This is a genomic window from Solihabitans fulvus, from assembly GCF_008386585.1.
Lineage (GTDB): Bacteria > Actinomycetota > Actinomycetes > Mycobacteriales > Pseudonocardiaceae > Solihabitans > Solihabitans fulvus.
The window spans coordinates 32,641-57,396 of record NZ_VUOB01000073.1 but is presented as its reverse complement, the minus strand read 5'-3'; the positions used below and the strand labels follow the sequence as shown (position 1 = coordinate 57,396).

Here is a 24,756-nt window from a genome sequence, read left to right as displayed (position 1 = left end):
GAAGGCATCGTCATGACCGTTGACCAAGGATCGCGCGGCGAGCTGCTCGTCGACGTCGACGCCGTGCACAAGAGTTTCACCGGGGCCGGCGGCGCCGAGCTGAAGGTGTTGGAGGACATCAGGCTGTCCATCCACGCCGGCGAGATCGTCGCGCTGCTCGGCAAGTCCGGCTCCGGCAAGTCCACCCTGCTGCGCACCATCGCGGGCCTGATCTCGCCGACCAGGGGCACCGTGCGCTACCGGGGCCGCGAGCTGACCGGGGCGAACCCCGGCGTGGCGATGGTGTTTCAGACCTTCGCGCTGATGCCGTGGCTGACCGTGCAGGCCAATGTGGAGCTCGGGCTCGCCGCGCGCGGGGTGCCGCAGGCCGAGCGCCGCGACGCCGCCCTCGCGGCCATCGACCTGATCGGGCTCGACGGCTTCGAGTCGGCCTACCCCAAGGAGCTCTCCGGCGGCATGCGCCAGCGCGTCGGCTTCGCCAGGGCGCTGGTGCTGGAGCCCGACCTGCTGCTGATGGACGAGCCGTTCTCCGCGCTGGACGTGCTGACCGCGGAGAACCTGCGCACCGAGCTGATGTCGCTGTGGACCGGCCAGCAGTTCCCGACCAAGGGGATCTGCATCGTCACCCACAACATCGAGGAGGCCGTGCTGCTGGCTGACCGCGTGATCGTGCTCGGCTCGAACCCCGGCCGCATCCTCGCCGAGCTGCCGGTGCCGTTCACCAGGCCGCGCGACCGCAGGGCCCCGGCGTTCGTCGCCCTCGTCGACCAGCTCTACGACCTGCTCACCGGCCGCGAGCCCGACGTGTACGAGGCTGCGCCCGCCGACGCGACGCCGACCGCGCGCCCGCTGCCGCAGGCGTCGGTCGGCGGCATGGCGGGCCTCGTGGAGATCGTCTACGCCAGGGGCGGCCGGGTCGACCTGCCCGAGATCGCCGCCGAGCTGAGCTTCGAGATCGACGACCTGCTGCCGCTGGTGGACGGCGCGACCATGCTCGACCTGCTGTCCGTGCTCGGCGCCGACCTCGTGCTGACCGACACCGGCCGCGCCTGGACGACCGCGAACATCCAGGACAGCAAGAAGATCTTCGCCGGCCAGGCCCGCAGCCGCGCGCCCCTGGTGCGGACCGTCTGCCGCGCGCTCGCCACCAGCGCGGACGGCTCGCTGCGCGAGGCGTTCTTCCTCGACCTGCTGCGGCGGGGCTTCTCGACGGAGGACGCCCGCCAGCAGCTGGACACCGCGATCGACTGGGGTCGCTACGGCGAGCTGTACGACTTCGACGCCAGCACGGGGGAGATCACCGCCGACCCGGCGGCGGCCCTGGTGGACGCCGAGGCGGCTTCCTGACCGACCCCACGGCTGTCGTGGCCTCGGCCACAACTAGCCCGTCGACCGGTCACACCCGTCCCCTCCGACGCGTCATGGCGGCATCCCGTCCACCAGAAGAAAGAAGCGATGCCCCATGTCTTTGGCCGCAAGAACTTCGGCGATCGCCGCGTTGGCGGCGGCGCTGCTCGTCCCGTTGGCGGCGAACGCTGACGCGGCACCGAACGCGGGCGGCTGGGTCGGCGCGTGGGTGGCGTCCGCGCAGCGGCCCACCGCGCCCATCTGGTACCCGACCTGGGCCGAGACCGGCTTCGCCGACCAGTCCGTCCGCCAGGTGATCCGGGTCGGCGCCGCCGGCTCGCAGCTGCGCGTCCGGCTGTCCAACGCCTTCGGCACATCCCCGCTCCGGCTGACCGGCGGCACCGTCGGCGAGTCCGCCGGGGGCGCGGCCGTCAAGCCGGGCACGGTCCGCGAGCTAACCTTCCACGGCTCGGCCGCCGTCACGATCCCGGCCGGGGCGCGCGCCGCCAGCGACGCGGTCCAGTTGCCGGTCACGGCGGCGGAACAGCTCACGGTCACGCTGTACTTCCAGGGTGCCACCGGGCCGGCCACCTATCACAACCTCGCCCTCGCCACGTCCTACCGGGCGGCCGGCGACCGCCTCCGCGACCAGGGCGCGCAGGCGTTCGCCGACCAGAGCCTCTCCTGGTACTACCTGGAGGGCGTCGACGTGACCGGCCGAGACCCCTCGGTCGTCACCTTCGGCGACTCGCTCACCGACGGCTACGGCGCGACGTGGGGCGCCGACGACCGCTACCCGGACGAGCTGGCCGGGCGGCTGGCGGCGCGGGGCAACACGCGGCCGGTGCTCAACGCGGGGCTCGGCGGCAACCGGCTGCTCAGCGACTCGCCCTGCATGGGGGAGCGGGGCACGGCCCGGTTCCGGCGCGACGTGCTCGACCAACCGAGGGTCGGCACGGTGATCGTGCTGGAGGGCGTCAACGACATCCTCGGCTCCCAGCCCGGCGCCACGACGTGCGAGCCGCCGACGCCGGCCGTGACGGCGGCGGACCTGATCGCCGGGCACCGCGCGCTGATCTGCGCCGCGCACGCCCGCGGCGTGCGGATCGTCGGCGGAACCATCCCGCCCTACCAGGGAAACCAGTCCTACACCGACCAGGGCGACCGTGTGCGCCAGGCCGTCAACCAGTGGATCCGCACCAGCGGCGAGTACGACGCCGTCGCGGACTTCGACCGCGCGCTGGCCGACCCTGCCGACCCCGGCAGGCTGCGCGCGGACGACGACTTCGGTGACCACCTGCACCCCAACGCCGCCGGCTACCTGGCGATGGCCAAGGCCGTCGACCTCGACCGCCTGTAGCGGGGCCCGTCGAACGGGTGGGGCCGAAGCTCGTCGGTCCCACCCGTCGGCGCGTCCGCCGTCAAGAAGGGGCCGCAGTCCAGCAGGGTCCGCCGTCCAGAAGGGAGCGACACAGGACCACTTCACCGAGGGTGAATGCCGGGGCGGGTTAACTGTGCGGGTGCCGATCGATGGTTTCCTGACCCCCGCGTGGTTCGCGCTGCTCGCCGTGGTGGCCGCGATCGTGGTGGGTTACGTGTTGGCCCAGCGCCGTCGCAAGCGGCACGTGCTGCGCTTCGCCAACCTGGACCTGCTCGAGCGGGTTGCGCCGAAGCGGCAGCGCTGGCCCAGGCACGTGCCGGTGGCGCTGTTCGCGGTCGCGTTCATCCTGCTGGTCGTCGGGCTGGCCGGGCCGACCGCGGAAACGAAGGTCCCGCGCAACCGGGCCACCGTGATGCTGACCGTCGACATCTCGAACTCCATGATCGCCACCGACATCCAGCCGAGCCGGATCAAGTCGGCGCAGGCGTCCGCCAAGTCGTTCGTGCAGAACATGACGCCGGGCGTGAACCTGGGGCTGCTCACCTTCGGCGGCTCGGCAACCGTGAACGTGTCGCCGATCACCGACCGCAAGCCCGTGCTGGACAGCATTGACGCGATCAAGTTGCTGCCGGGCACGGCGACCGGGGACGCCATCGCCGCCGCGCTCCAGGCCGTCGACCAGTTCGGCCGGATCATCCCGGGCGGCCCGCCGCCAGCCGCGATCGTGCTGATGAGCGACGGCAAGCAGACCGTCGGCCGCAACGAGTTCGACGTGGCCGCCGAGGCGGCCAAGCAGAAGATCCCGATCTACGCCATCTCCTTCGGCACCGCGGGCGGCGTCATCGACCTGGAGGGCCAGCGGATCCCGGTGCCGGTCGACGACGACGCGCTGCACCAGCTCGCCGACATCACCAACGGTCAGTTCTTCAAGGCCGACACCGACCAGAAGCTGCAACAGATCTACGACCGGCTGGGCCAGCAGATCGGCTACGAGACCGTGCACCGCGAGGTGAGCAAGCCGTTCTTCGCGATCGGCGCGCTGCTGTGCCTGGTCGCCGCCGGGTCCGCCCTGTTGATCTCGCAACGGCTGCCCTGATGTCATGAAGGGTCCCTTCAGGACACCTAGTGTCAGGAAGGAACCCTTCATGGCAGCACCGACACCGCCCTGGGAGACACCGTGACCACCGCACTGCCCGGCAGCCCCTGCTGGGTCGAGCTCGCCACCTCGGACCTGTCGGCGTCCACCCGGTTCTACGAGTCGGTGTTCGGCTGGGAGTACGAGCCGCGCCGCGACGCCGAGGGTGTCGAGTACACCGTGGCCACCCTGTTCGGCGAGCCGGTCGCCGGCCTGCGGCACTACCCGGGCGAGATCCTGGACTGGACGCTCTACCTGGCCGTCGAGGACCTGGACACGAGCATCCGCACGGTCCGGCGGTTCGGCGGCCACGTGATCGAGCCGCGCCCGCACCAGGTGCCGGGGGTCGGCGCGAAGGTGCTGATCGACGACCCGAGCGGGGCGACGGTCGGCCTGTGCCAGCCCGCCGCGGACTGGGGTTTCACGGCAGGGGTGCCCGGCGCGTTGGTCTGGGTCGAGTTCGTGACCCGCAAGGCGACGCTGGCCGACCGGTTCTTCGGCAGGCTGTTCGAGTTCGAGCAGCAGCAGTACGGCGACGGCAGGACGGTCGACTACGTGGTGTGGTCGGTCGGCGGCGACTCGGTGGTCGGCCGGGTCCGGATGGCCGAGGGCACACCCGTCGACGTGCCGCCGCGTTGGATCGCGCATTTCGCCGTCGACCCCGACCTCGGGTTCGACGAGACGCTGAACCGGGCGCGCCGGCTGGGCGCGCGGCTACGGTTCAAGCCCTACACTTCCTCGCTCGGCCGCGTTGCGGTGCTGTCCGACCCGGTCGGCACCAGGTTCGCGATCATCGACCCGGCCCTGGCCGACGACTGGGACCTCGGCTCGGCGGCCGACGACCCGTACGACGACTAACCACGAGGAATCTCCCCCAATGCTCGATGTCAACGCGGCCACCGGCTGGTCGGGACGCGGTCGCGTGGCGCGCCTGCTGCTCGTGCTCCGGACGGCCGCCGTCATGGTCGCCGTGTTCGTCGCCGGGGTCATCGCCTCGCGGCCCGCCGAGGCGCCGCAGGCCGCGCCGGGCGCCGAGCACACCCAGATCGCGCGGTTCCTCGACGACCTGGCCCACCCGGTGGCGGGCCGGGACCCGCTGGCCGCGATGCCGGCGGACTTCCCGTCGCTGATCGGCTACCTGCCGATGACGGCCACCATGAGCGACGGCACCGTCCGGGCGTACAAGCCGAACTCGCACTGCTCGGCGCCGCTGCTCGGCGCCGGCCCCTACGACTTCGACCTGGCCTGCAAGGTGCACGACATCGGCTACGACATGCTGCGCTACGCCGAGTACCGGGGTCAGCCGCTCGGCCCGGACGCCCGCAGGCTCGTCGACGACACCTGGAGCGGGCTGATGGACGCCCGCTGCGACTCGGCCTACCAGGGCGTGTCCAGGTCGGTGTGCCACGGCACCGCCTCGATGTACGCCTTCGCGGTGTGGGCCAACTCGTGGCGGCAGCGCTTCGGCACCCCGCACTGGGAGCCGGCCGGGGCCTGGTCGACCGGGCTCGTGGCGATCTTCCTGCTGCTCATGGTCCGCAAACCGCGCGGCAGGTCCGGCCACCCGCCGGCCAGGAGGGGCGAGCTGTCCGGGCTGCGGACGGCGAGCCTGCTGGTGCTGTTGGTCAGCGCCGGGCTGGTCGCCCTCGCCGGCAGTCGGGGCTGGTTCGGCCCGCTGGCCTCGGCGTCCACCTGGCTGCTGGCCAAGGCGCTGCTGGCGCTGCCGACGCTGTTCTTCCTCGGCGGCCGCGCCAACCTCGACGCGTGGCTGGCGGTCCGGACCGGCGGGGGCGGCTACGCCGAGTACCTGTCCGCGCGGATGAGCCGCCTGCTGCGCCCGGTGCTCGCCGTCGTCCTAGTCTGGCTCGTCGCGCCGCTGCCGCTGGACGCGCTGTCGGGCTACCGGTTCGGCGGCCTGAGCCAGCTGCTCGCCCACCCGTTCTGGCTGATTGGGGCGTATCTGCTGGTCACGGCCCTGACCCCGGCGATGGAGCTGCTGCACGCGAGGTTCGGTCCTTCGGTGGTCGCGGTGCTGGTCGCCGGGACGCTCGCGGTCGATCTCACCCAGCTCGACCGAGCCTCGGTGACGCTGGGCTACGCGAACCTGCTCGGGGTCGGCCTCGCGGTGCACCAGATCGGCATCGCCTACCGGGGCGGCAGGCTCTCGGCGCGGGTGGTCGTGCTGGCCGGGGTCGGCGCGGCGACGCTGCTGGCGGCGCACCTCACCGTCGCCGCGCGCCAGTACCCGTCCACAGTGCCCCCGGCCACGCTGGTGCTCGCGGTGGCGTGCGCGCAGCTGGCGCTGGCGGTGCTGCTGCACCGGCCGTTCGCGAAGTGGGTGGCCAGGCGGGGCGGCCACCCGTTCGCCGCGGCGGGGGAGGCCGTCGCGCGGCTGGTCGCGGCGACCGAGCGCCGCGCGCACCTGGCCGCGCACCGGATCGAGACCAACCGGGGCAGGGTCGCCGCGGGGCTGGGCGTCGTGTTCGGCGCGCTGGGCGTCTTCGGGTTCGTGGTGACCGGCCTCGGCTCGTGGCGCACCGACGCGACGCTGCTGGTGCTGCGGGTCGACGGCCTACAGAACCTGATCCACCTGATGCTCGGCGTCTACCTGCTGCGGGTGGCCAGGACGCCGGCCGCGAACCGGGTGCACCCGTGGCTGGTCACGGCGCTGGCCTGCGTGCCGGAGCTGTTCGAGGTCCGGCCGGGGACGGTGGCGTTGGTGCTGCACGTCGCCACGCTGTGCGTCGCGCTGGTCGCGGCCGGCAGGGCGGTCGCCCGGCGGCGCGGAATTGCCACAACGGCCTGACCCGGCGGATCGCGGGTCAGGCCGTTGTGGCAAAGGTCGAAGGGAACTGACTACGCGGTGCCGTCTGGCTTGTGCTGCGGGACCTGGTCCTGCACGAGCGGTGCGGCCTGAACGGGCCTCGGGGCCTCGACGGCCGGCGGCTCGGCCGGCCGGGGCGCGGGAGCCTGGGCATCCTTGTTCTCGGCCTGGTCCGCGCCCATCTCCGACTTGAAGATGCGCAGCGAACGGCCAACACCGCGGGCCGCGTCAGGCAGTCGCTTCGCTCCGAAGAGGATCAGGACGACCACGAGGACGATCAGCCAGTGCACGGGACTCAGTCCACCCATGCCGTCAGGATAGCCGCTGCGGGGCCCGGCAGCGTCGGCCGACCGTGGATTTGGCGAGGTCGTCGACTGTCGGAAACCTTCCGGGGGACCGTGCAATAGGATTGCTGGAGCAGTATGGGTGGGGCAACACCCGCGACGGGGAGGCATTGACGTGTTCGGTCTCAGCTTCGAGCACCTGCTGATCCTGCTCGTGGCGGCGCTGTTCATCCTCGGCCCCGACAAGCTGCCGCAGGCCGCGGCCTGGCTGGCGCGCGCGGTCAAGCAGGTGCGCGACTACGCCAGCGGCGCCAAGGAGCAGATGCGCTCGGAGCTCGGCCCGGAGTTCGACGAGCTGCGCAAGCCGCTCGAGGACCTCAACGCGCTGCGTAACCTCAACCCGAAGGCCGCCGTCACCAGGTACCTGCTCGACGACAACTCGGCGCTGTCCGGCCTTGGCAACTCGCTGAACATGTCCGGCACCACTGCGGCAGGCGTGAGCACGGCCGACCAGCTCGGCAGCAACGGCCACCAGGTCGAGCCGCCCCGCCAGCCGCAGCAGCCGTTGCAGCCGGGCCAGCGCCCGCCGTTCGACCCCGACGCGACCTGAGTCGACCCCCTGAGCCGATTCCGAGCCGACCTCGACCGGGCCTCCTCTGATCCGGCACCCGGGGCCGCCGATCCGCGACGGCCCCGGGGCGATCGGGTCAGCGGTCCGTCGGCCCGGCGCCGACGAGGGCGGCCTCGCGCTCGAGCGGCGAGTCCTGCGAGGTCTCCCGCATCAGCACGTAGACCACCAGCGACACCAGGATGCAGCCGGAGACGTACCAGTAGAAGACCGCTTCGTGGCCGGACTCCTTGAGCCACAGCGCCACGTACTCGGCGGTGCCGCCGAAGGCGACGGTGACCGCGTAGGGCAGCCCGACGCCGAGGGCGCGGATCTTGGTGGGGAACAGCTCGGCCTTCACGACCGCGTTGATCGAGGTGTAGCCGGTCACGATCACCAGCGCGCCCAGCATCAGGGCGAACGCGATCAGCGGGTCCTTCGTGTGCGACAACACGGTCAGCAGCGGCACGGTGACCAGCGTGCCCAGGATGCCGAAGCCGAGCAGCATGGGGCGCCGGCCGACCCGGTCGGACAGCGCGCCGGCCAGCGGCTGGATGACCACGAACACCAGCAGCGCGAAGAAGTTGATCCAGGTGACCGTGCTCTTGTTGATGTGGCTGGTGCCGATCATGAACTTCTGCATGTAGGTGGTGTAGGTGTAGAACGCCACCGTGCCGCCCAGCGTCAGGCCGGCCACCAGCAGGCATTCCCTGGGGTAGCGCAACAACACCCGCAGCGTGCCGTGGTCGCCGGAGCTGCCGTCCTCGGCGAGCTGGAAGACTTCGGACTCGTCCATGGTGCTGCGCAGGTACATCACGATCACCGCGAACAGCGCGCCGATGACGAACGGGATGCGCCAGCCCCAGTCCTGCATCTGCGCGGTGGTCAGCTGGCCCTGGAGCACGATCTGGAGGAGCAGGGCGAGCACCTGTCCCGAGGTCAGCGTGACGTACTGGAAGCTGGAGTAGAAGCCGCGCCGCCGGGCGGCGGCGACCTCGGACAGGTAGGTCGCCGAGGTGGAGTACTCGCCGCCGACCGAGAGGCCCTGCAACAGCCGGGCCCCGACGAGCAGCGCGGGGGCGAGCGCGCCGACGGAGTCGTAGCCCGGCGCGAACGCGATTACCAGCGAGCCGAGGGCCATCAGCGTGACCGAGACGGTCAGCGCGGCGCGGCGGCCGAACCGGTCGGCGTAGCGGCCGAACAGCCAGCCGCCGATGGGTCTCATCACGAAGCCGACCCCGAAGACGGCCGCAGTGTTCATCAGCTGGGCCGTCTGGTCGCCAGAGGGGAAGAACGTGCTGGCGAAATAGATACTGAACGCGGTGTATGCGTACCAGTCATACCACTCGATAAGGTTACCTACGGATCCGCGAATCACATTTCCGATTACGCTGTGTTTCATGGTTGCGGTGCCTGGTAAGCCAGGGCGTGACTCGATCGCCATCCGGACCTCCGTTGACTCCCCATCGCGGCAGGGTCCCGCCGTATGCAGGCATGCGGGACGCCTCGACCCGTGGGGCACTGAGCCGAGGCGGACGGCACCATATCGTCGGCGAGGGCAGCATCGGGAGCCCCTTCATGCAGATCGGGTCTCGCCATCGATCGGTAAATCGGTCGTCGTCGCCGAAACCGGAGATTTTCGCACCGTCGCCGGTCCGTGCCGAGCGGTGCACGGCGGGTCCTTGACAGCTCACGTTCACACGTCCGGGGGATCCATGTATCAGCCCCAACGGCCGTGTCTCTTAGTGGCATAGGTCCACGTCATCCCTGGGCCCGTGTGAACAACAGGCACTGCGCACGACCAAGACAAAAACGATCACGCCGCCACGGCAGAGAAGATCGCGATTCACCCTGCATCGGCACCATGCGTCGCGCATCGTCCCAGCGAGAGAAGGACGGCATGAACTCACCGGATCCCACGCGTCGGCCGGGCGGAACGGGGATGGCCGTCCTCGCCGACGTCGTAGGTCCGGGAAGGAGCATCACGTGGCAAGTACACCTCGGAGCATCGCCCGCTACGGCTGGGTTCGTGACCTGCCGGACGCCCGCGACCACCTCTATTCGGCGCCGCGCATCGCACTGGTGAGCCTGCCGCCGAGCGTCGACCTGCGCAGCGGCCAGGCGGCCGTCTACGACCAGGGGCAGATCGGCAGCTGCACCGCGAACGCGATCGGCGCGGCGGTGGAGTACGACCTGATGAAGCAGTCGCAGGACTTCATGCCGTCACGGCTGTTCATCTACTACAACGAGCGCGCGATGGAGGGCAACATCGCCTCCGACTCCGGTGCCCAGATCCGCGACGGCGTCAAGAGCGTCGCCCAGCTCGGTGTCTGCCCGGAGACCGAGTGGCCCTACGACGCCACGCCCGCGCAGCCCGACGGCACCTTCCCGCCCAGCTCGAAGGCCAAGGACAAGCCGACGCAGCAGTGCTACGCCGACGCGCTCAAGGCCAAGGTCACCTCCTACCAGCGGGTGGCGCAGACCCTCGACGAGTGCCGGGGCTGCCTCGCGGCCGGGTACCCGTTCGTCTTCGGGTTCACCGTCTACTCCAGTTTCGAGAGCGCCGAGGTGGCCAAGACGGGCGTCGTGCCGATGCCGAACGCGCAGACCGAGCAGGTGCTCGGCGGGCACGCTGTGCTCGCCGTCGGGTACGACGACGCGACGCAGCGGTTCACCGTGCGCAACTCGTGGGGTACGGGCTGGGGGCAGGCGGGCTACTTCACCATGCCGTATGCCTACCTGACTGAGGCGTCGCTCTCCTCGGACTTCTGGACGGTGCGAGCGGTCCTCTGAGCGCTCTGACTCCCAGGCGCGAGTGCTGATCTGGGGGAGGAAAACCGCTCGACGGCGGCGGTGCCCACGCGCATGGGCACCGCCGCCGTCGCGCTTGCCGCCGTCGCGCTGTCCGTCGGGGACGTCACGGCTCGGGGTGGACCATGAGCAGCACAGCCCGGTTGTCCCCGGTGTGCCCCTGGTAGAGATGCGGGCGGCCGGCGTCGAAGCGGATCGAGTCGCCCTCGGTCAGCTCGGCGGGCGCGTCGACCGGGCCCGTCGTGACGCGCCCCCTGGTCAGCACGAGGCACTCCTCGACGCCGGCCAGGTGGGCGGCCGAGTCCTGCCGGCGCTCGGCGACCTCGACGTCGTAGACCTCGACCGTGCCGCGCACCCGGATGCGGTGCAGCAGGCGGGCGCCGACGGCGTCGCCGAGGACGCGCGGGCGGTCGTCGTCGGCGCGCACGACCTCGACCGGCGTCGCCGGCGCCTCGAGCAGCTCGCCGAGCGGCACGTGCAGCGCGGTGGCCAGCGCCCACAGCGTGCTCAGCGTCGGGTTGCCCTGGCCCTGTTCGATGCCGTGCAGCGTGGTCTTGCTGATGTCCGAGGCGGCCGCCAGGTCCGCCAACGAGATCCCGGCCGCCGCGCGCAGCCGCGCCACGGTGCCGCCAACCACTTGCGCCAGCTCCATGCGTATCAGCATAGTGGTACGGACGTATCGGCAAAGTGAACTGGGGGATGCCATGACCGTGACCCGGCTGCGCGAGATTCCAGGCATCGGCGTTGACGTGGTCGGCGACGCGGCCGACGCGGCGGCCGACCCGGACATCCTCCGCTTGGAGAACCTCGACACCGACCTCCGGCCGCCCGCCGTGGCGCTCGCGGCGACCGGGGCCGCGATCTCCGACGACTCGGCGAACAGCTACCTCCCGTTCCAGGGCAGGCGATCCCTGCGGGCGGCCGCGGCGGCGCACGTCGGGAGGGCGGCCGGGCGGAGCTACGACCCGGACACCGAGTGCGTCAGCGTGGCCGGCGGCCTCAACGGCATCCTCAACACCCTGCTCGCCACGGTCGAGCCCGGCCAGGAGGTCGTGCTGTGCGACCCCGTCTACGCGGGCCTGGTCAACCGGGTGCGGCTGGTCGGCGGCGTCCCGCGCTTCGTGCCGGCGCAGCCGACACCCGAGGGCTGGCGCGTTGACCCCGACCGGCTCGCCGCCGCCGTCGGACCGAACACCGCGGCGGTCCTGCTGATGAGCCCGACCATGCCGACCGGCCTCGTCCTCGACGACGACCACTGGTCCGCGCTCGCCGACGCGTGCGCGCGCCACGACGCGTGGCTGATCTACGACGCGGCGATGGAGCGGCTTCGGTTCGACGGCCGCCCGCCGAGCCATCCGGCGGCGCACGATGGCCTCGCCGACCGGACCATCACCGTCGGCTCCGCGTCCAAGGAGCTTCGGCTGATCGGCTGGCGCGTCGGCTGGGTGGTCGGCCCTGCCGCGATCCTCGCCGACATCCACCTCGTCGGGCTGACCAACGTCGTCTGCCAGGTCGGGCTGGCGCAGGAGGCGGTGGCCGCCGCGCTGACCGCGCCCGACGCGGACCTCGACGTCGCGAACGCGACCGAGCAGTGGCGCCGACGCTGCGACACCGTGCTGCGGCAGCTCGCCGACTATCCGGTCATCCGGCCGCACGGCGGCTGGTCGCTGCTGCTGGACGCGCGGCCGCTCGGGCGCACCCCGGCCCAGCTGTCCCAGCTGCTGTTCGACCGGGCCAAGGTGGCCGCGACGGGCATGGCCGGCTGGGGCCCGAGCGGCGAGCACTACCTGCGGCTGGTCTTCGCGAACGAGCCGGTGGAACGCCTCGCCGACCTCGGCGACCGGTTCCGCAGGGCGCTCGGCTGACCGGGCGACCGGCCGGCGGGGACAGGTCAGCGCGGGCGCCCAGTGATCAGGCGGGGTCCAGGGGCAGCAGCACGCGGACCGCGGTGTGGCCCGGCGCGGTGTCCAGCTCCACCCGGCCCCGGTGCGCCGTGACGATGGCCCGCACGATGGCCAGGCCGAGCCCGCTGCCGCCGCTGGTCCTCGTCCTGGACGGGTCGGCCCGGTAGAAGCGGTTGAACACCTGGTCCGCGGCCTCCGCCGGGATGCCGGGGCCCTCGTCGCGGACCTCCACCAGCGCGTGGCCGTCCGCGCCCGCAACGGTGACCTGCGCCGGGGTGCCCGGCGGCGTGTGCGCGTGCACGTTCGCCAGCAGGTTCGCCAGCACCTGCCTGAGCCGGAACTCGTCCCCGGTCACCACGATCGGCTCGGCCGGCACCTCCAGCCGGATCGACCGCTGGTCGTCGGTGACCCGGAAGTCGCTCGCCGCGTCGATCGCCAGCCGGCACAGGTCCACCGGCTCGCGGCCGAGCGGCCGGCCCTGGTCGAGGCGCGCCAGCAACAGCAGGTCGTCGACGAGGAGGCCCATCCTGATCGCCTCGGCCTCGATGCGCCGCAGTCCCACCGCCAGCTCGGCAGGGTCGAGCTTGCCGGCCTCCTCCGAGCGGCGGAACAGCTCCGCGTAGCCGCGCACGGTCGCCAGCGGCGTGCGCAGCTCGTGCGAGGCGTCCGCGACGAACTGGCGCAGCTGGTTCTCCGCCTCGTGCCGCGCGGCGAACGCGGCGTCGATTGCGTCGAGCATGTGGTTCATGCCGACCCCGAGCTGCCCGACCTCGGTCCTCGGGTGCAGTTCCGGCGCGCGCAGTCGGACGGCCGAGTCCGGGCCGGACAGGTCGGTCGCCGCGATCCGCCTCGTCGTGGTCGTCATCTTGGCCAGCGGCCGCAGCGCCACCCGGATCAGCAGGAACCCGGACACCCCGACCACCACGACCGCCGTGAGCCCGACCGCGAACTCGATGCCCCACAGCCGGCTCAGCGTCTGGTTGAGGTCGCCGACGGGCACGCCGACCACCAGGGTCCCGCCGCCGGGGACCTCCCGCGCCTGCACGCGGTAGGGCACGTCGAACACGCCGAGCCGGTCGACGTCCTGCGGCCTGCGGTCCTTGGGCACGTGCAGGAGGACCTCGCCCGCCTGCGCGGGATCCAGCGTGGTGCCGGCGTCGCGCCCGGTGAGCAGGGTCGCGGTCGAGCCGTCCGGCGACACCAGGTAGCCGACCGTGCTGTTCGCTCCCGGCCCGGTCAGCACCGGGTGCAGGTCGCCGCGCTTGACGCCGTCCTGTAGCTCGTTGGTGAACTGGCTCAGCTGCTGGTCCACCCTGGTGTGCAGGAACATCGACAGCGCGCGCGAGGTCGTCATGCCGCCGACCAGCACCACCACGACGGTCAGCAGCAGCACCAGGCCCAACAGCCTGCGCCGCAGGGGCTGCCTTGCGACGAACGCGACCGGGCCGCGCCGCGCGTTCACGAGATCGGCGGGCGCAGCACGTAGCCGACGCCCCGGACGGTGTGGATCAGCGGCTCGCTGGCCTCCGTGTCGATCTTCTTGCGCAGGTAGGAGATGTACAGCTCGACGACGTTGGCGTTGCCGCCGAAGTCGTACTGCCACACCCGGTCCAGGATCTGCGCCTTGGACAGCACCGTGCGGCTGTTGCGCATCAGGTAGCGCAGCAGCTCGAACTCCGTCGGGGTCAGCTCGACCAGGCGGCTGCCGCGCCGCACCTCTCTGCTGTCCTCGTCCAACGTCAGGTCGGCCACCTGGAGCCCGGTCGTGCGGGCCTGGGTGATGGCGGCTCTGCGCAGCAGCCCGTGCACCCTGGCCACCAGCTCCTCAAGGCTGAACGGCTTGGTGACGTAGTCGTCGCCGCCGAGCGTCAGGCCGCGCACCCGGTCCTCGGTGGCGTCCCGCGCGGTCAGGAAGATTACCGGCACCTCGTCGCCCCCGGCGCGCAGCTGCGACAGCAGCGCGAAGCCGTCGGTGTCCGGCAGCATGACGTCCAGCACGATCACGGCAGGAGCGAACGCCTTGACCTGCGCCAACGCCTCCTCACCTGTCGCGGCCGTCGCCGCCCGCCAGCCCTCGTACCGCATGGCCGTGGCGATCATCTCCGCGAGGTAGCGCTCGTCGTCGACCACGAGCACTCGGATCTCCTGTTGGTCCGGTTCCGCCGGCTCCGGGTTCGCCACGGTGTCCAGTCTGGACTGGCCGCCTCCGGGGAGCCTGTGCGGTTCCTGTGCGCCACCTGTGAATCACCCGAAATTGGGTGGAACCGCCGTCAACCACAGGTGGTCCACAGCAAAGTCGTTCATCGTTGTCCGCATGGCACTCCTCCAGGATGGCCCTCGCGGACCCGCATCGCCGATGGTGACGCCGTCGGCGAACACCGTGGGCTCCCCGAGCGGGCGGCTGGCTCGGCTCAAGTGGGTCGTCTGGGTCGCCCTCGGCACCGTCCTGGTCGTGGAGGCCGTGCTGGCCGGCCCGACGCTCGCGGAGGCCGTGCAGGCCCTCGCGCAGCCCAACCTCGGCTGGCTCGCGCTCGCCGTCGCGGCCGAGTGGGGCTCGATGGCGGCGTTCGCCCGCATGCGCCGCAGGCTGCTGCGCGCCGGCGGGGTGCACGTGACGGTGCGCAGCGCGCTCACCGTCGTCTACGCGGCCAACGCCCTGCACCTGACGCTGCCGGCCGGGTCGGCGTTCTCCACCACCTACATGTACCGGCGGATGCGCGCCTGGGGCGCGAGCACGCCGGTCGCCGCGTGGACGATGCTCGCCGGGGGAGTGGTGTCCACCGGCACGCTGGCCGTGGTTGGGCTGCTCGGCGCGGCCGTCGACGGCACCTTCAGCGAGACCGCGGTGAACCTGCTGGTCGAGGGGATCGGCGCGGTCGCCCTGGTGGTCGGGCTCCGGCTGGCCTGGCATCGGCCCGAGCACATCGTCGCCGGCGTGAACCGGGTGCTCGGCTGGGTGAACCGGGTGTGGCGGCGTCCGCTGAGCCTGGAGCTGGACGCGCTGCGCGGGGTGCTCGACCAGCTCCGCTCGGTCCGGGGCACCGCGCGGGACTGGACCGCCACGTCGATGTTCTCCATGTTGAACTGGGTGTTCGACCTCGCCTGCCTCGCCGCGTGCTGCCTCGCGGTCGGCGTGCACGGCCTGAGCCCCGGCCTGCTGCTGGTGACCTACGCGGCCGGCATGTTCGTGTCCGGGCTCGGCCTGGTGCCCGGCGGCCTTGGGGTCGTGGAAGCGGCGTTGACCACCGCGCTGGTGGCCGGCGGGGTGCCAGCGCAGCCCGCGCTGGCGGCCGTCGTGCTGTACCGGCTGCTGAGCTTCGCCGGCGTCGTCGTGCTCGGCTGGGGCGCCTGGCTGGCGCTGAACCTCTCGGACACCCGCGCGGCGAGCGCAGCGAAGGTCCCCGCGCAGAACCCGATCGCGGCCTGAGGTCTCCGTTCGGCTGTAAAACCGTTCCGCGGGAAAACCCGTTGGTGGCGCGCGGGTTCTGGCGGCACCATCTGCGTCGTGACCACCACTGCCTCGTTCCGCGCCCGACCTGTCCCGACGGCGGACGGCGCGCGGCGACAGCAGTCCGGCACCCGGTCGGAGGCGACCCCGCAGCTGCCGTGACGGCCGCGCTGCTCGCCGGGCTGGTGGCCGGCTACGGCGTGGCCATTCCCGTCGGCGGTGTCGGGGTGTTGCTGGTCGGACTGAGCGCACGGACGTCGCTGCGGGTCGGCGCCGCCGCGGCGCTCGGCGTGGCGACCGCCGACGGCCTGTACGCCGTGGCCGCTGCGCTCGGCGGATCCGCTGCGGGGCAGGCGATCGCGCCCTATGCCGGATACATGCGGCTGGTCGCGGCGCTCGTGCTGACCGCGCTGGCCGTCCGGACCGCCGCGACCGCGCTGCGCCGTCACCGCGCCCCGGAGGCCGCCGAGTTCCGTCCGGTGACCCCGGCCCGCGCCTTTGCCGGCCTGCTCGGCGTCACGCTGCTCAACCCGGCGACGATCCTCTACTTCGCCGCACTCGTGCTCGGCCGCCAGGCGACCGGCGCGTTCACCCCGCCGGAGCTCGCCGCGTTCGTGCTGGCCGCGTTCGCTGCGTCCACGAGCTGGCAACTGCTGCTGGCCAGCGGCGGCTCCCTCCTCGGTCGCGTGCTCACGGGCCGCAGGGGCAGTCTGCTTGCCGCGCTCGCCTCCAGCGTCGCGATCGTCGCGATGGCCGCCGCCATCGTGTTCCAGTGAACGCGCTCGGCAACGCGGACCGAAATTGACCGCAATGATTTGTAATGTCGATCTTGTCAGGCAGCGGAGAACACCGGAGGAGACGTCATGAGCGACCAGGCCGCCAGCACCGCACCCAAGGGGTACACGGCCGTCACCCCGTGGATCATCGGGCGGGACACCGCCAAGCTGCTCGACTACGTCGTCGCCGCGTTCGATGCGGTGGAGATCGCGCGGGTGCACAACCCGGACGGCGCGATCGGGCACGCCGAGTTCCGCATCGACGACGCCATCGTGATGGCGTTCGACGTGCCGCCCGGCTCGGCGCCCACCCCGGCCTTCCTCCGGCTGTACGTAGCGGACTGCGACGCGACCTACCAGAAGGCCCTCGCGGCGGGCGGCACCTCGCACACCGAGCCGACGACGGCGCCGTTCGGCGAGCGCGTGGCGCGGGTGCTCGACCCGTTCGGCAACCTGTGGTGGATTCACACCCGCGTCGAGGACGTGTCCCAGGAGGAGTTCGTCCGCAGGCTCGACAACCCGAAGTGGCTCGCCGCCCTGGCGTACCTCCAGGCCCAGGATCCGGTCGCGCACGTGGCTCGGTGACGCGGGGCCGCCGCGCTGGTGTTCCCGTGACTACCGGCCGAGAAATGCCACGAGCGCGGTCGAGAACTCCGGCCCGGTGAGCGCGGTCCAGTGGTCGCCCGGCACTCGCGTGAATCGCGCCAGGGGCAGCGCCGCGGCGAGCTCGTCGGCGGAGGCGTGGTCGTGATCCTCGTCGCCGACCACCACGAGCGTGGGGGTGTCGACCAGACCCAACGCCCCCTCGGGTGTCGCGACGAGCGAGTCCAGAACCCGAAGGAGCGCCACCGGGTCGCCGCCGAGCTGGGTGATCCAGTGCGCGGCCTCCGCATCCCGCGAACCGGGTTCGATGCTGTCCCCGTTGGCGAGGGCGGTCAGCACGCGGCCGAGCGTGCCGCCGCTCGCCGCGGCGCCCAGCGCGGCGAGTCCCTGGCCGGCCACGACCGCGCGAGCCGGCCGGGCGCCGCGAACCAGCATTCGCAGCACGATCCGCCCGCCGAGCGAGTAGCCGCCGAGGTCGTAGTCGTCGAGCCCGAGCTGGTCGATCAGCGCGAGTCCGTCGTCGACCAGGACATCGGGCGGGTAGGACGCCGGATCGTGGGGTCGGGTGCTGTCGCCGTGGCCGCGGAGATCCGGAAGGATGACGCGAAAGCCACGCGCGGCGAGGGCGGCGGCGGGACCGTGGTCGATCCATTGCCGTGCCGTGGCGATGAAACCGTGCAGCAACACCAGCGGGCGGCCGTCGCCAATCTCGCGGTAGGTCAGTTCCGCGCCATCGTGGCCGGTGAATCCACGCACGTGCGGTGCTTCCTTGGCGCTGTTCATTGTTCCCTTGCGTAGAGGCCGTCGAAACGGCCGCGGGCGAGGACGTCGTCGGCGGCGGCGAGCACCTCGCGGGGCTTCGCGGAGTCCAGGGCGTCGTCGCTGCGCCCGACGGTGACTTGTGTGGCCAGAGCGAAGAGCTGGAACACGTACCGATGTGGGCCGTGGCTCTTCGGCGGCGCCGGCCCGAAGTAGCCGCGGCCAAGGCCCGAACGCAGGATGCGCACGCCCCCTGTGGGGTTCTCGGCGTCGAGCGCCCCGTGCGCGAGGCCGGTCACCGAGGCGTCGAGCAGGGCCACGCAGTGCACGAACGGCATTGGTGTCGGGGCGTCGGGATCCTCGACGACCAGCAGCAGCTGCGCCGTGCCCGCCGGCGCCGGGGACCACGTCAGGGCCGGTGACAGGTCCTCGCCGCCGGCTCGCGTCGAGGCGTGCACGGTCGGGATCGTGCCTTCGTGCTCGAAGTCCGGGCTGCTCAGTGTGAGCGTCTCCACGCCGGCCAGGTTCGGTGCGTGCCAGGCGAGACCCGCCTGCCCGGCCCGCCGGTTCTTCGGTGGTGCGCTGTGCGCTGTCATGGGTTTCGCTCCTTGCCGGCGGTCAGTCAGGGTCGTCGTCCTGACGCAGCCGGGCGAGTTCGTCGGTGGCACTGCGCTGGGAACGCTCGATGAATCGCAGCAGCGCAGTCAGTTCGTCCATGCGGAAGACGGACAGGTCGTCGTGGGCGCGAGAGGTGAGTCCCTCGTAGTAGGCCGCGATGCGGGCCAGACCGTCGCCGGTCGGTTCGATCAGCACGCGGCGTCGGTCCTGCGGATCGTTGGTCCGCTTGACGCAGCCGGCGGCGTCAAGCCGGTCGATCATCCGCGACACCGACCCCGGTGTCAGGCCGACGTGGCGGGCCAGCTCGGCCGCAGTGGCGGGCCCCTGCTGGTTCAGCACGTGCAGGCAGTCCAGGTCGCTGGCGGTGACCCCCATCCGCTCGGCGATCAGCCGGTTGAGCTGCGCGATGGCGTTGACCCAACTCGGCAGGGCGGCCAGCACGCGCTCCTCGGCCGCCCTGCGCGTCGTACGACCCATCCGTCCGCTCCTTTGCCTGTGCCGTAAACATAGCCAAAGATGGTGCGTGGCGCAATCATTGCGTGACGCACTTAGTGTGTGAAGCACCTTCTGGAGAGTGTTCCCCGGCCGCTCAGTCGGGTGGATCCGCCAGGTGTTCGGCCACCGCGTCCGCCTCGGGGACGCCGAGTTCCGTGTAGATCGCGAGAGCCTGCCGCCAGTGCAGGCGGGCATCCTCCGGGTCGGCGGCGCGCAGCGCGAGCGCGATGCCGTCGTGCGCGCGCGCCTCCTGGAACCGGTCGCCGATGTCGAGGGTCAGCGCCAGCGCCTGGCGGTGGCAGGCGAGCGCCCGGTCGACCTGGCCGGCCGCGCGCAGGGTGTGCCCGAGATCGGTGAGCACCGCGCTCTCATAGCCCCGGTCGCCGATGTCCCGCATGATCGCGAGCCCCTGGTCGTGCAGGCCGAGCGCCTCGTCGAGCCTGCCGAGCCTGCGGTGCACGTTGCCGAGGTTCGACAGCGCGTACCCCTCGCCCCGCCGGTCGCCGACCTCCCGCATCAGCGCCAGGGACTGCTCGTGGTGCTCGAACGCCGACGCGAGCCCGCCGAGGCGTTCCTCCGCGATGCCCATGCACGTCAACACGTTCGCCTCGCCACGCCGGTCGTCGATCTCCCGCTTGAGCGACAGGGCCTGCCGGTAGTGGTCGAGCGCGTCGGCGAACCGCCCGACCTGGTCGTAGGTGTTGCCGATGTGGTTGAGCGCGTTGCTCTCCAGCCACCGGTCGCCGGACCGGCGACTGAGCGCGAGGGCCTGCTGGTAGTTGTCCAGCGACTCGGGGTACCGGCCGAGCCGCCCGTAGACGATGCCGAGGTTGCCGAGGATGGCGCTCTCGCCCCACACGTCGTCGTTGCTGCGGTACAGGGCCAGCGCCTCGCGGTAGTGGTCGAGCGCGCGGTCGTACCGCCCGAGCTGCCAGTACGCCGAGCCGAGCTGCTTGAGCAGGTCGGCCCGCGCGCGGTCGTCCGCCAGGTGCTGCGCCGCAGCCAGCGCGAGCTGATGGGTGGCGATCCAGTCGCGGGTGTGGCCGCGAATGAAGTAGAAGTACCAGAGCACGTAGGGGATCTGCCACGCGTGCGTGTGCCGGCCGGACTCGGCGGCGTGGCCGATGGCCGTGTTGAGGTTGGCGTGCTCGGCCTCGCACCACGCCACCGCCTCGGTCTGGTTCGTCAGCGACGGCGTGCTCGCCGGCACGTGCGTCACGTCGAGCCCGGCCCGCAGCGTGCCGGGGAAGATGTGCGCCGCCGCGAGCGAGGCGGTGTGCAGGTAGTAGTCGAGCAGCCGGGTGACCGCCTCCCGCCTGGCCGCCTCGCTCTCCGTGTCGCGCGCGGTGTCCATGGCGTGCCGGCGAATCAGGTCGTGGAAGCGGTAGCGGCCCGGCGCAGGCTGTTGCAGCAGGTGGACGTCGACCAGGTCCTCCAACAGCTCTGCGGCCTCCGCCGCCCCGAGGCCGCAGAGCGCGGCGGCCGCGTGGGTGTCGACGTCGTTGCCCGGCACCAGACCGAGCAGCCGGAACATCCGCCGGTGCCGGTCGGGCAGGTGTCGATAGGACAGCCCGAACGCGGCCGCGACGCTGCGGTCGCCGGTGGACAGCTCGTCGAGGCCCCGATGTCCCTGGGCGAGGCGGTCGGCCAGGTGTGCCACGGTCCAGGCCGGTCGGGTGCGCAGCCGCGCCGCGGCGATGCGGATGGCCAGCGGCAGGTGACCGCACAGCTCGACGACTGCACGCACCTGCTCCCGCTGCCCCTCGTGCCGGGAGGTCCGGTCGGCGCCGACCACGCGGGTGAACAGGTCCACGGCGTCGGCGGTCGGCAGCACGTCCAGCGACAATGTGCGCGCGGTGTCCAGGTCGCCGAGCCTGCGCCGGCTGGTGACCAGCGCGAGGCAGCGGGCCGTGCCCGGCAGCAGCGGGCGGACCTGCGCCGAGTCGGCCGCGTTGTCCAGCACGATCACGGCGTCCCGCTCCGCGAGTTCGGCCCGCCACAGCGCCGCCCGCGCGTCGAGTTCCTGCGGGATCTGGTCGCCGGGCACGCCGAGCGTGCGCAGCAGGCTGTCCAGCGCGGCGGCGGGGTCGGTGGCCTCGTGTTCGGTGGTGTGGCCGTGCAGGTCGATGAACAGCTGGGCGTCGGGGTAGCGGTCGGCGAGCTGGTGGGCGGCGTGCACGGCGAGGGTGGTCTTGCCGACGCCTGCCATCCCGTCGATCGCCTCGATGACGACCGCGCCGCCCTCCTGCCCGGCGGGCAGCGCCCCGAGCAGCCGCCGCAGCTCGGCCTCGCGGCCGGTGAAGTCCGCGATGTCGCCAGGCAGGTCGGTGCGCGGCACGGGACGCTCACCGGCGTGCGGGTCGGACAGCTCGGGGTCGCCCCGCACAATCCGTTGGCGCAGCAGCGTCAGCGCCGGGCCTGGATCGATGCCGAGCTCGTCGACCAGCGCTTGCCTGATGTCCTCGAAGGCCTGCAACGCCTCGGCGGGGCGGCCTGCCCGGTACAGCGCCAGCATCAGATGGCCGTGCAGCGCCTCCCGAAGCCGGTGCGTGGCAACGAGATCCCGCAGCTCGGGGATCAGCTCGGCGTGCCGGCCGACGGCCAGGTCGACGCCGACGCGTTCCTCGAGCGCGGCGAGGCGCTCCTCGGCGAGGCGGGCGGTGTGGGCCTGGAAGTACTGGCCGGACACGCCCGTGAGAGCGGTGCCGCGCCACAGCGCCAACCCGGCGGTCAGCTCCTCGGCGGCGTCGTACAGCTTTCCCTCGGCGGCGGCCAGCCTGCCGCGTTCGGCGCGGTCGCGGAATTCCATGAGGTCGAGCTCGTGCGGCTCGACCCGCAGCCGATAGCCCGAGACGTAGGTCAGCCGGTCGCCGGCCGAGGGCTCGACCGCGGTCAGCGCCTGGCGCAGCCGGAAGACATAGGTGTGCAGGGCACCGGACGCCGTGCCCGGCGGGTTGTCCCCCCACACGGCCTCGAACAGCTGCTCGACCGGCACCACCCGGTTGGCCTGCAACAACAACGCGGACAACAGCGCGAGCTGTTTCGGCCCCGCGAGGCGAGCCTGCCCGCACGTTCCCCACGCCTGCACCGGACCCAAGATCCGAAACTCCACTGTGCCCCAGCCTTGTGGCCGCCGTTTCCGCCAGGAACCACCCACTGTATCGAGCGGGCGACAGTGAGGCTGGTTGGCTCGGCGTCGCTGGTCGGCTCAGCGTCGATTGGCAGGCTCGCGCGGCGGGGAGATCGTCGTCCACAGCGGCCACCCGACGAACCAGACGCCGACGACCGTGGACAGCCGGATGATCCAGGGCCACAGTTCGTGGGTGCGTTCCGGCGCGTCGACCATGGCGATCATCCCGAGGATCAGTCCGCAGGAGATCGCCCACGCCAGCACCGCCTTGCCCCACTCGCGCCACTCGTGGCGCACCTTGGCCGCGCCGTACTTCGGCGGCCGGACCGGCGCGGGCCCGTTGGCGAACCGGTGCGCGAACCGTTGGTCGGCCCAGCGGACCAGGCTGTGCCCGAACGCCACGCTGAAGCCGAGGTAGGCGGCGGCGAGGCCGTGCGTCACGTTGGCCGCCGTGCCCCGCCGCAGGTCGACGACGGTCGCGACCAGCAGTACCAGGTCGACGACCGGCGCGCAGAGCAACAGGACAGCGCCGACGGTGCGCAGCCGCAACACGTACCGCGCGGTCAGGCCGGCCGCGAGGATCAGCCAGAAACCGATCTCGCAGCCCGCGATCAGCGCGGCCATGGGATTGTCCGAGACGAAGGTCAGCACCCGCCCACCCTCGGTGACCGGCGCCGCGCTGTCGTCGGCCGACCGTACCGGCGCCGAGTCATCACTTCGTAGGACGTGCCACCGGGCGATCTGTGTTGAAATGTCCTGGTGCCAGCCGCGACCCCCGCAGGCCGTCGGCTCCGGCCCTCGGTCAACGACGTGCGCACCGCGCTGGCCTACTTCGCCTGCGGCTGCCTGTTCTACTCCACCGGGGTATACGCGCTGATCAGCACCGATCGCGCCGTCCCGCTCGGTTGGCGGGTGGCCGTGCTCGGGCTCGGCTGCGTGACGCTGCTGTGGCGCAGCTCGCGGCCGCTGCTCGCGCTCGGCGTCGGCCTGGCCGTCACGGCCGTCGACGCGCGCCTGGGCGGCAGCATCCCGGTGCTGTTGGTCGCGGGCGACCTGCTCTACTGCGCCACGCTGTACACCTCGCGCAGAATCAACCGGATCCTGGTCGGGCTCGTCGCCGCGACCGCCCTGATCACCATGGGGATCGTCGCCGTGGTGGTCCGCGACTGGCGGGTGGCGCTGGTCTACAGCACCCAGATCGCCCTGTTCATGCTCGTGCCGGTGTGGTGGGCGATGACCGTGCGGCAGCAGCGGGAGGCGGCCGAGGCGGAACGGGCCCGCAGCGCCCAACTGGCCAGGATCGCCGAGCTGGACCGCCGTGCGGCAGTCGTCGGCGAGCGCGCCAGGATGGCGCGGGACCTGCACGACGCGATCGCCGGCAACCTCTCGGCCATCGCCATCCAGTCGGAGGCGGTGCTGTCGTTGGCGGACGGCGACCCGGCCACGGTGCGGACCGTGCTCCAGTCCGTGCGGGACAACAGCGTCCGGTCCCTCGCGGAGATGCGCGCGATGATCGGCCTGCTGCGCGCCGACACCGACCCGGCCGACCCGCACACGGCCCCGCCACGACTGCGAGACCTCGACGCGCTGGTCGAGTCGGCGCGCGCCGGCGGGCTGACCGTGGTGGCGCGCAACGACTTCGGCGAGCTGGACCTGCCGGCGGCCGTCGACCTGGCCGCCTACCGGATCGTGCAGGAGGCGCTGACCAACGCGGTGAAGTACGCACCGGGGGCGTGCGCCTCGGTGGACGTGCGCGAGGTTGCCGGCCGGATCGTCGTCACCGTCACCAACGAGCGCACCGAGACCATCGCGGCCGACGGCCTTGGCACCGGCCTGTGGAGCATGCGGGAACGCGCCGAACTGGTCGGCGGCACGGTGGCGGCCGGTCCGGACGACGTCGGCTGGACGGTCCGCGCGGAACTGCCGACGAGGGGAGCCGAGCTGTGAGCATCAGGGTCCTGGTGGCCGACGACCACGCGGCGATCCGCGCGGGCGTCGTGCTGATCCTGGGCGGCGCCGACGGTGTCGAGGTGGTCGGCGAGGCGGCCGACGGGGCCGAGGCGGTCCGGCTCGCTCGCGCGCTCGAGGTGGACGTGGTCCTGATGGACGTGCGGATGCCCGGCATGGACGGAATCGCGGCCACCCGCGAGCTGGTTGGTGCCGGGGTGTGCGAGGTCCTGGTGCTGACCACGTTCGACCTGGACGACTACGTGCACGGCGCGCTGCGGGCCGGCGCGGCCGGATTCCTGCTCAAGTCGGTCTCGGCGGCGCGGCTGGTCGAGGCGGTCCGCCTGGTGGCGGCGGGCGACGGCGTGCTGGAGCCGAGCGTGACCCGCAGGCTGCTGACCGCCTTCGCCGAGGCCGCGCCGGCCCTTTCGGCCCCGCCCAGCCGTCCGGCCGGCCTGGACCAGCTCACCGAGCGCGAGGGCGAGGTGTTGGTGTGCCTTGGCGAGGGCCTGTCCAACCAGCAGATCGCGAGCCGGCTGCGGATCGGCGAGACCACCGTGAAGACGCACGTGTCCAGGGTGCTGATGAAGCTGGACCTCCGGTCCCGGGTCCAGGCCGCGATCCTCGCGCAGGAGGCTGGCCTACGGCCGACCGACTGACGGTCAGGTCAGCCAGCCAGTCGCAACC

Annotated in this window: 23 protein-coding genes; 13 read left to right on the top strand and 10 right to left on the bottom strand. The window is 72.2% G+C overall.

Annotated elements, in window-relative coordinates:
• The first annotated feature begins 12 nt into the window (after positions 1–12).
• From F0L68_RS34875 to F0L68_RS34855, 5 genes are all read left to right on the top strand, one after another.
• Positions 13–1,347, top strand: a complete 1,335-nt coding sequence (locus F0L68_RS34875; RefSeq protein ID WP_149854156.1) for an ABC transporter ATP-binding protein — start codon at positions 13–15, stop codon at positions 1,345–1,347.
• Positions 1,348–1,462: 115 nt separating this feature from the next.
• The gene (locus F0L68_RS34870) at positions 1,463–2,707 is read left to right on the top strand and encodes an SGNH/GDSL hydrolase family protein (RefSeq protein ID WP_149854155.1); all 1,245 of its coding nucleotides are present in this window, start codon (positions 1,463–1,465) and stop codon (positions 2,705–2,707) included.
• A gap of 160 nt (positions 2,708–2,867) precedes the next feature.
• On the top strand, positions 2,868–3,824 hold the full coding sequence (locus F0L68_RS34865) for a VWA domain-containing protein (RefSeq protein WP_149854154.1): 957 nt from the start codon (positions 2,868–2,870) through the stop codon (positions 3,822–3,824).
• A gap of 81 nt (positions 3,825–3,905) precedes the next feature.
• Complete coding sequence (locus F0L68_RS34860; protein WP_149854153.1) at positions 3,906–4,721, top strand: VOC family protein; 816 nt, start codon at positions 3,906–3,908, stop codon at positions 4,719–4,721.
• Positions 4,722–4,740: 19 nt separating this feature from the next.
• A complete protein-coding gene (locus tag F0L68_RS34855) occupies positions 4,741–6,669 on the top strand; it encodes a hypothetical protein (protein WP_149854152.1) in 1,929 nt (642 codons plus the stop codon).
• A gap of 50 nt (positions 6,670–6,719) precedes the next feature.
• On the opposite strand, the gene tatA is transcribed toward F0L68_RS34855, so the two are convergent.
• Positions 6,720–6,995, bottom strand: coding sequence for a Sec-independent protein translocase subunit TatA (gene tatA, locus F0L68_RS34850; protein WP_149854151.1), 276 nt, complete (start codon positions 6,993–6,995; stop codon positions 6,720–6,722).
• Between the two features lie 151 nt (positions 6,996–7,146).
• Between tatA and tatB the strand changes: the two genes are divergently transcribed.
• Entirely contained in the window at positions 7,147–7,581 is a 435-nt protein-coding gene (tatB, locus tag F0L68_RS34845) for a Sec-independent protein translocase protein TatB (RefSeq protein WP_149854150.1), read from the top strand.
• A 97-nt stretch (positions 7,582–7,678) separates the two neighbouring features.
• On the opposite strand, the gene F0L68_RS34840 is transcribed toward tatB, so the two are convergent.
• Entirely contained in the window at positions 7,679–8,980 is a 1,302-nt protein-coding gene (locus tag F0L68_RS34840) for an MFS transporter (RefSeq protein WP_223199403.1), read from the bottom strand.
• A 584-nt stretch (positions 8,981–9,564) separates the two neighbouring features.
• Here F0L68_RS34840 and F0L68_RS34835 point away from each other — a divergent pair.
• Positions 9,565–10,371 (top strand): C1 family peptidase, encoded by an 807-nt coding sequence (locus F0L68_RS34835; RefSeq protein ID WP_149854148.1) that lies wholly within the window; start codon positions 9,565–9,567, stop codon positions 10,369–10,371.
• Positions 10,372–10,495: 124 nt separating this feature from the next.
• On the opposite strand, the gene F0L68_RS34830 is transcribed toward F0L68_RS34835, so the two are convergent.
• Positions 10,496–11,041: a helix-turn-helix domain-containing protein gene (locus F0L68_RS34830; protein ID WP_149854147.1), complete on the bottom strand. Its 546-nt coding sequence runs from the start codon at positions 11,039–11,041 to the stop codon at positions 10,496–10,498.
• 52 nt (positions 11,042–11,093) lie between these two features.
• Between F0L68_RS34830 and F0L68_RS34825 the strand changes: the two genes are divergently transcribed.
• Positions 11,094–12,254 carry a pyridoxal phosphate-dependent aminotransferase gene (locus F0L68_RS34825; protein WP_149854146.1) on the top strand — a complete coding sequence of 387 codons (1,161 nt, stop codon included), beginning with the start codon at positions 11,094–11,096 and terminating at the stop codon, positions 12,252–12,254.
• Between the two features lie 46 nt (positions 12,255–12,300).
• On the opposite strand, the gene F0L68_RS34820 is transcribed toward F0L68_RS34825, so the two are convergent.
• Both F0L68_RS34820 and F0L68_RS34815 read right to left on the bottom strand, forming a co-directional pair.
• A complete protein-coding gene (locus tag F0L68_RS34820) occupies positions 12,301–13,755 on the bottom strand; it encodes a sensor histidine kinase (protein ID WP_149854145.1) in 1,455 nt (484 codons plus the stop codon).
• On the bottom strand, positions 13,752–14,474 hold the full coding sequence (locus F0L68_RS34815) for a response regulator transcription factor (protein ID WP_223199402.1): 723 nt from the start codon (positions 14,472–14,474) through the stop codon (positions 13,752–13,754). The genes F0L68_RS34820 and F0L68_RS34815 overlap by 4 nt, the downstream gene beginning before the upstream one ends.
• 133 nt (positions 14,475–14,607) lie before the next feature.
• Here F0L68_RS34815 and F0L68_RS34810 point away from each other — a divergent pair, with 133 nt between their 5' ends.
• The 3 genes from F0L68_RS34810 (at position 14,608) to F0L68_RS34800 (ending at position 17,102) form a co-directional block, all read left to right on the top strand.
• Entirely contained in the window at positions 14,608–15,720 is a 1,113-nt protein-coding gene (locus F0L68_RS34810; RefSeq protein WP_149854144.1) for a lysylphosphatidylglycerol synthase transmembrane domain-containing protein, read from the top strand.
• Between the two features lie 179 nt (positions 15,721–15,899).
• Complete coding sequence (locus tag F0L68_RS34805) at positions 15,900–16,517, top strand: LysE family transporter (protein ID WP_149854143.1); 618 nt, start codon at positions 15,900–15,902, stop codon at positions 16,515–16,517.
• A gap of 87 nt (positions 16,518–16,604) precedes the next feature.
• On the top strand, positions 16,605–17,102 hold the full coding sequence (locus tag F0L68_RS34800; RefSeq protein WP_149854142.1) for a VOC family protein: 498 nt from the start codon (positions 16,605–16,607) through the stop codon (positions 17,100–17,102).
• A gap of 30 nt (positions 17,103–17,132) precedes the next feature.
• Here F0L68_RS34800 and F0L68_RS34795 read toward each other — a convergent pair whose 3' ends face one another.
• From F0L68_RS34795 to F0L68_RS34775, 5 genes are all read right to left on the bottom strand, one after another.
• Positions 17,133–17,876: an alpha/beta fold hydrolase gene (locus tag F0L68_RS34795; protein ID WP_223199401.1), complete on the bottom strand. Its 744-nt coding sequence runs from the start codon at positions 17,874–17,876 to the stop codon at positions 17,133–17,135.
• A gap of 23 nt (positions 17,877–17,899) precedes the next feature.
• A complete protein-coding gene (locus F0L68_RS34790; protein WP_149854140.1) occupies positions 17,900–18,475 on the bottom strand; it encodes a YbhB/YbcL family Raf kinase inhibitor-like protein in 576 nt (191 codons plus the stop codon).
• Positions 18,476–18,497: 22 nt separating this feature from the next.
• On the bottom strand, positions 18,498–18,974 hold the full coding sequence (locus F0L68_RS34785) for a MarR family winged helix-turn-helix transcriptional regulator (protein ID WP_149854139.1): 477 nt from the start codon (positions 18,972–18,974) through the stop codon (positions 18,498–18,500).
• A 112-nt stretch (positions 18,975–19,086) separates the two neighbouring features.
• On the bottom strand, positions 19,087–22,104 hold the full coding sequence (locus F0L68_RS34780) for an AfsR/SARP family transcriptional regulator (RefSeq protein WP_188316993.1): 3,018 nt from the start codon (positions 22,102–22,104) through the stop codon (positions 19,087–19,089).
• A gap of 96 nt (positions 22,105–22,200) precedes the next feature.
• Positions 22,201–22,773, bottom strand: coding sequence for a hypothetical protein (locus F0L68_RS34775; RefSeq protein ID WP_306463209.1), 573 nt, complete (start codon positions 22,771–22,773; stop codon positions 22,201–22,203).
• Between the two features lie 108 nt (positions 22,774–22,881).
• Between F0L68_RS34775 and F0L68_RS34770 the strand changes: the two genes are divergently transcribed.
• The gene (locus tag F0L68_RS34770; protein ID WP_223199400.1) at positions 22,882–24,069 is read left to right on the top strand and encodes a sensor histidine kinase; all 1,188 of its coding nucleotides are present in this window, start codon (positions 22,882–22,884) and stop codon (positions 24,067–24,069) included.
• The gene (locus tag F0L68_RS34765) at positions 24,066–24,728 is read left to right on the top strand and encodes a response regulator (RefSeq protein WP_149854137.1); all 663 of its coding nucleotides are present in this window, start codon (positions 24,066–24,068) and stop codon (positions 24,726–24,728) included. The genes F0L68_RS34770 and F0L68_RS34765 overlap by 4 nt, the downstream gene beginning before the upstream one ends.
• The last annotated feature ends 28 nt before the right edge of the window (positions 24,729–24,756 follow it).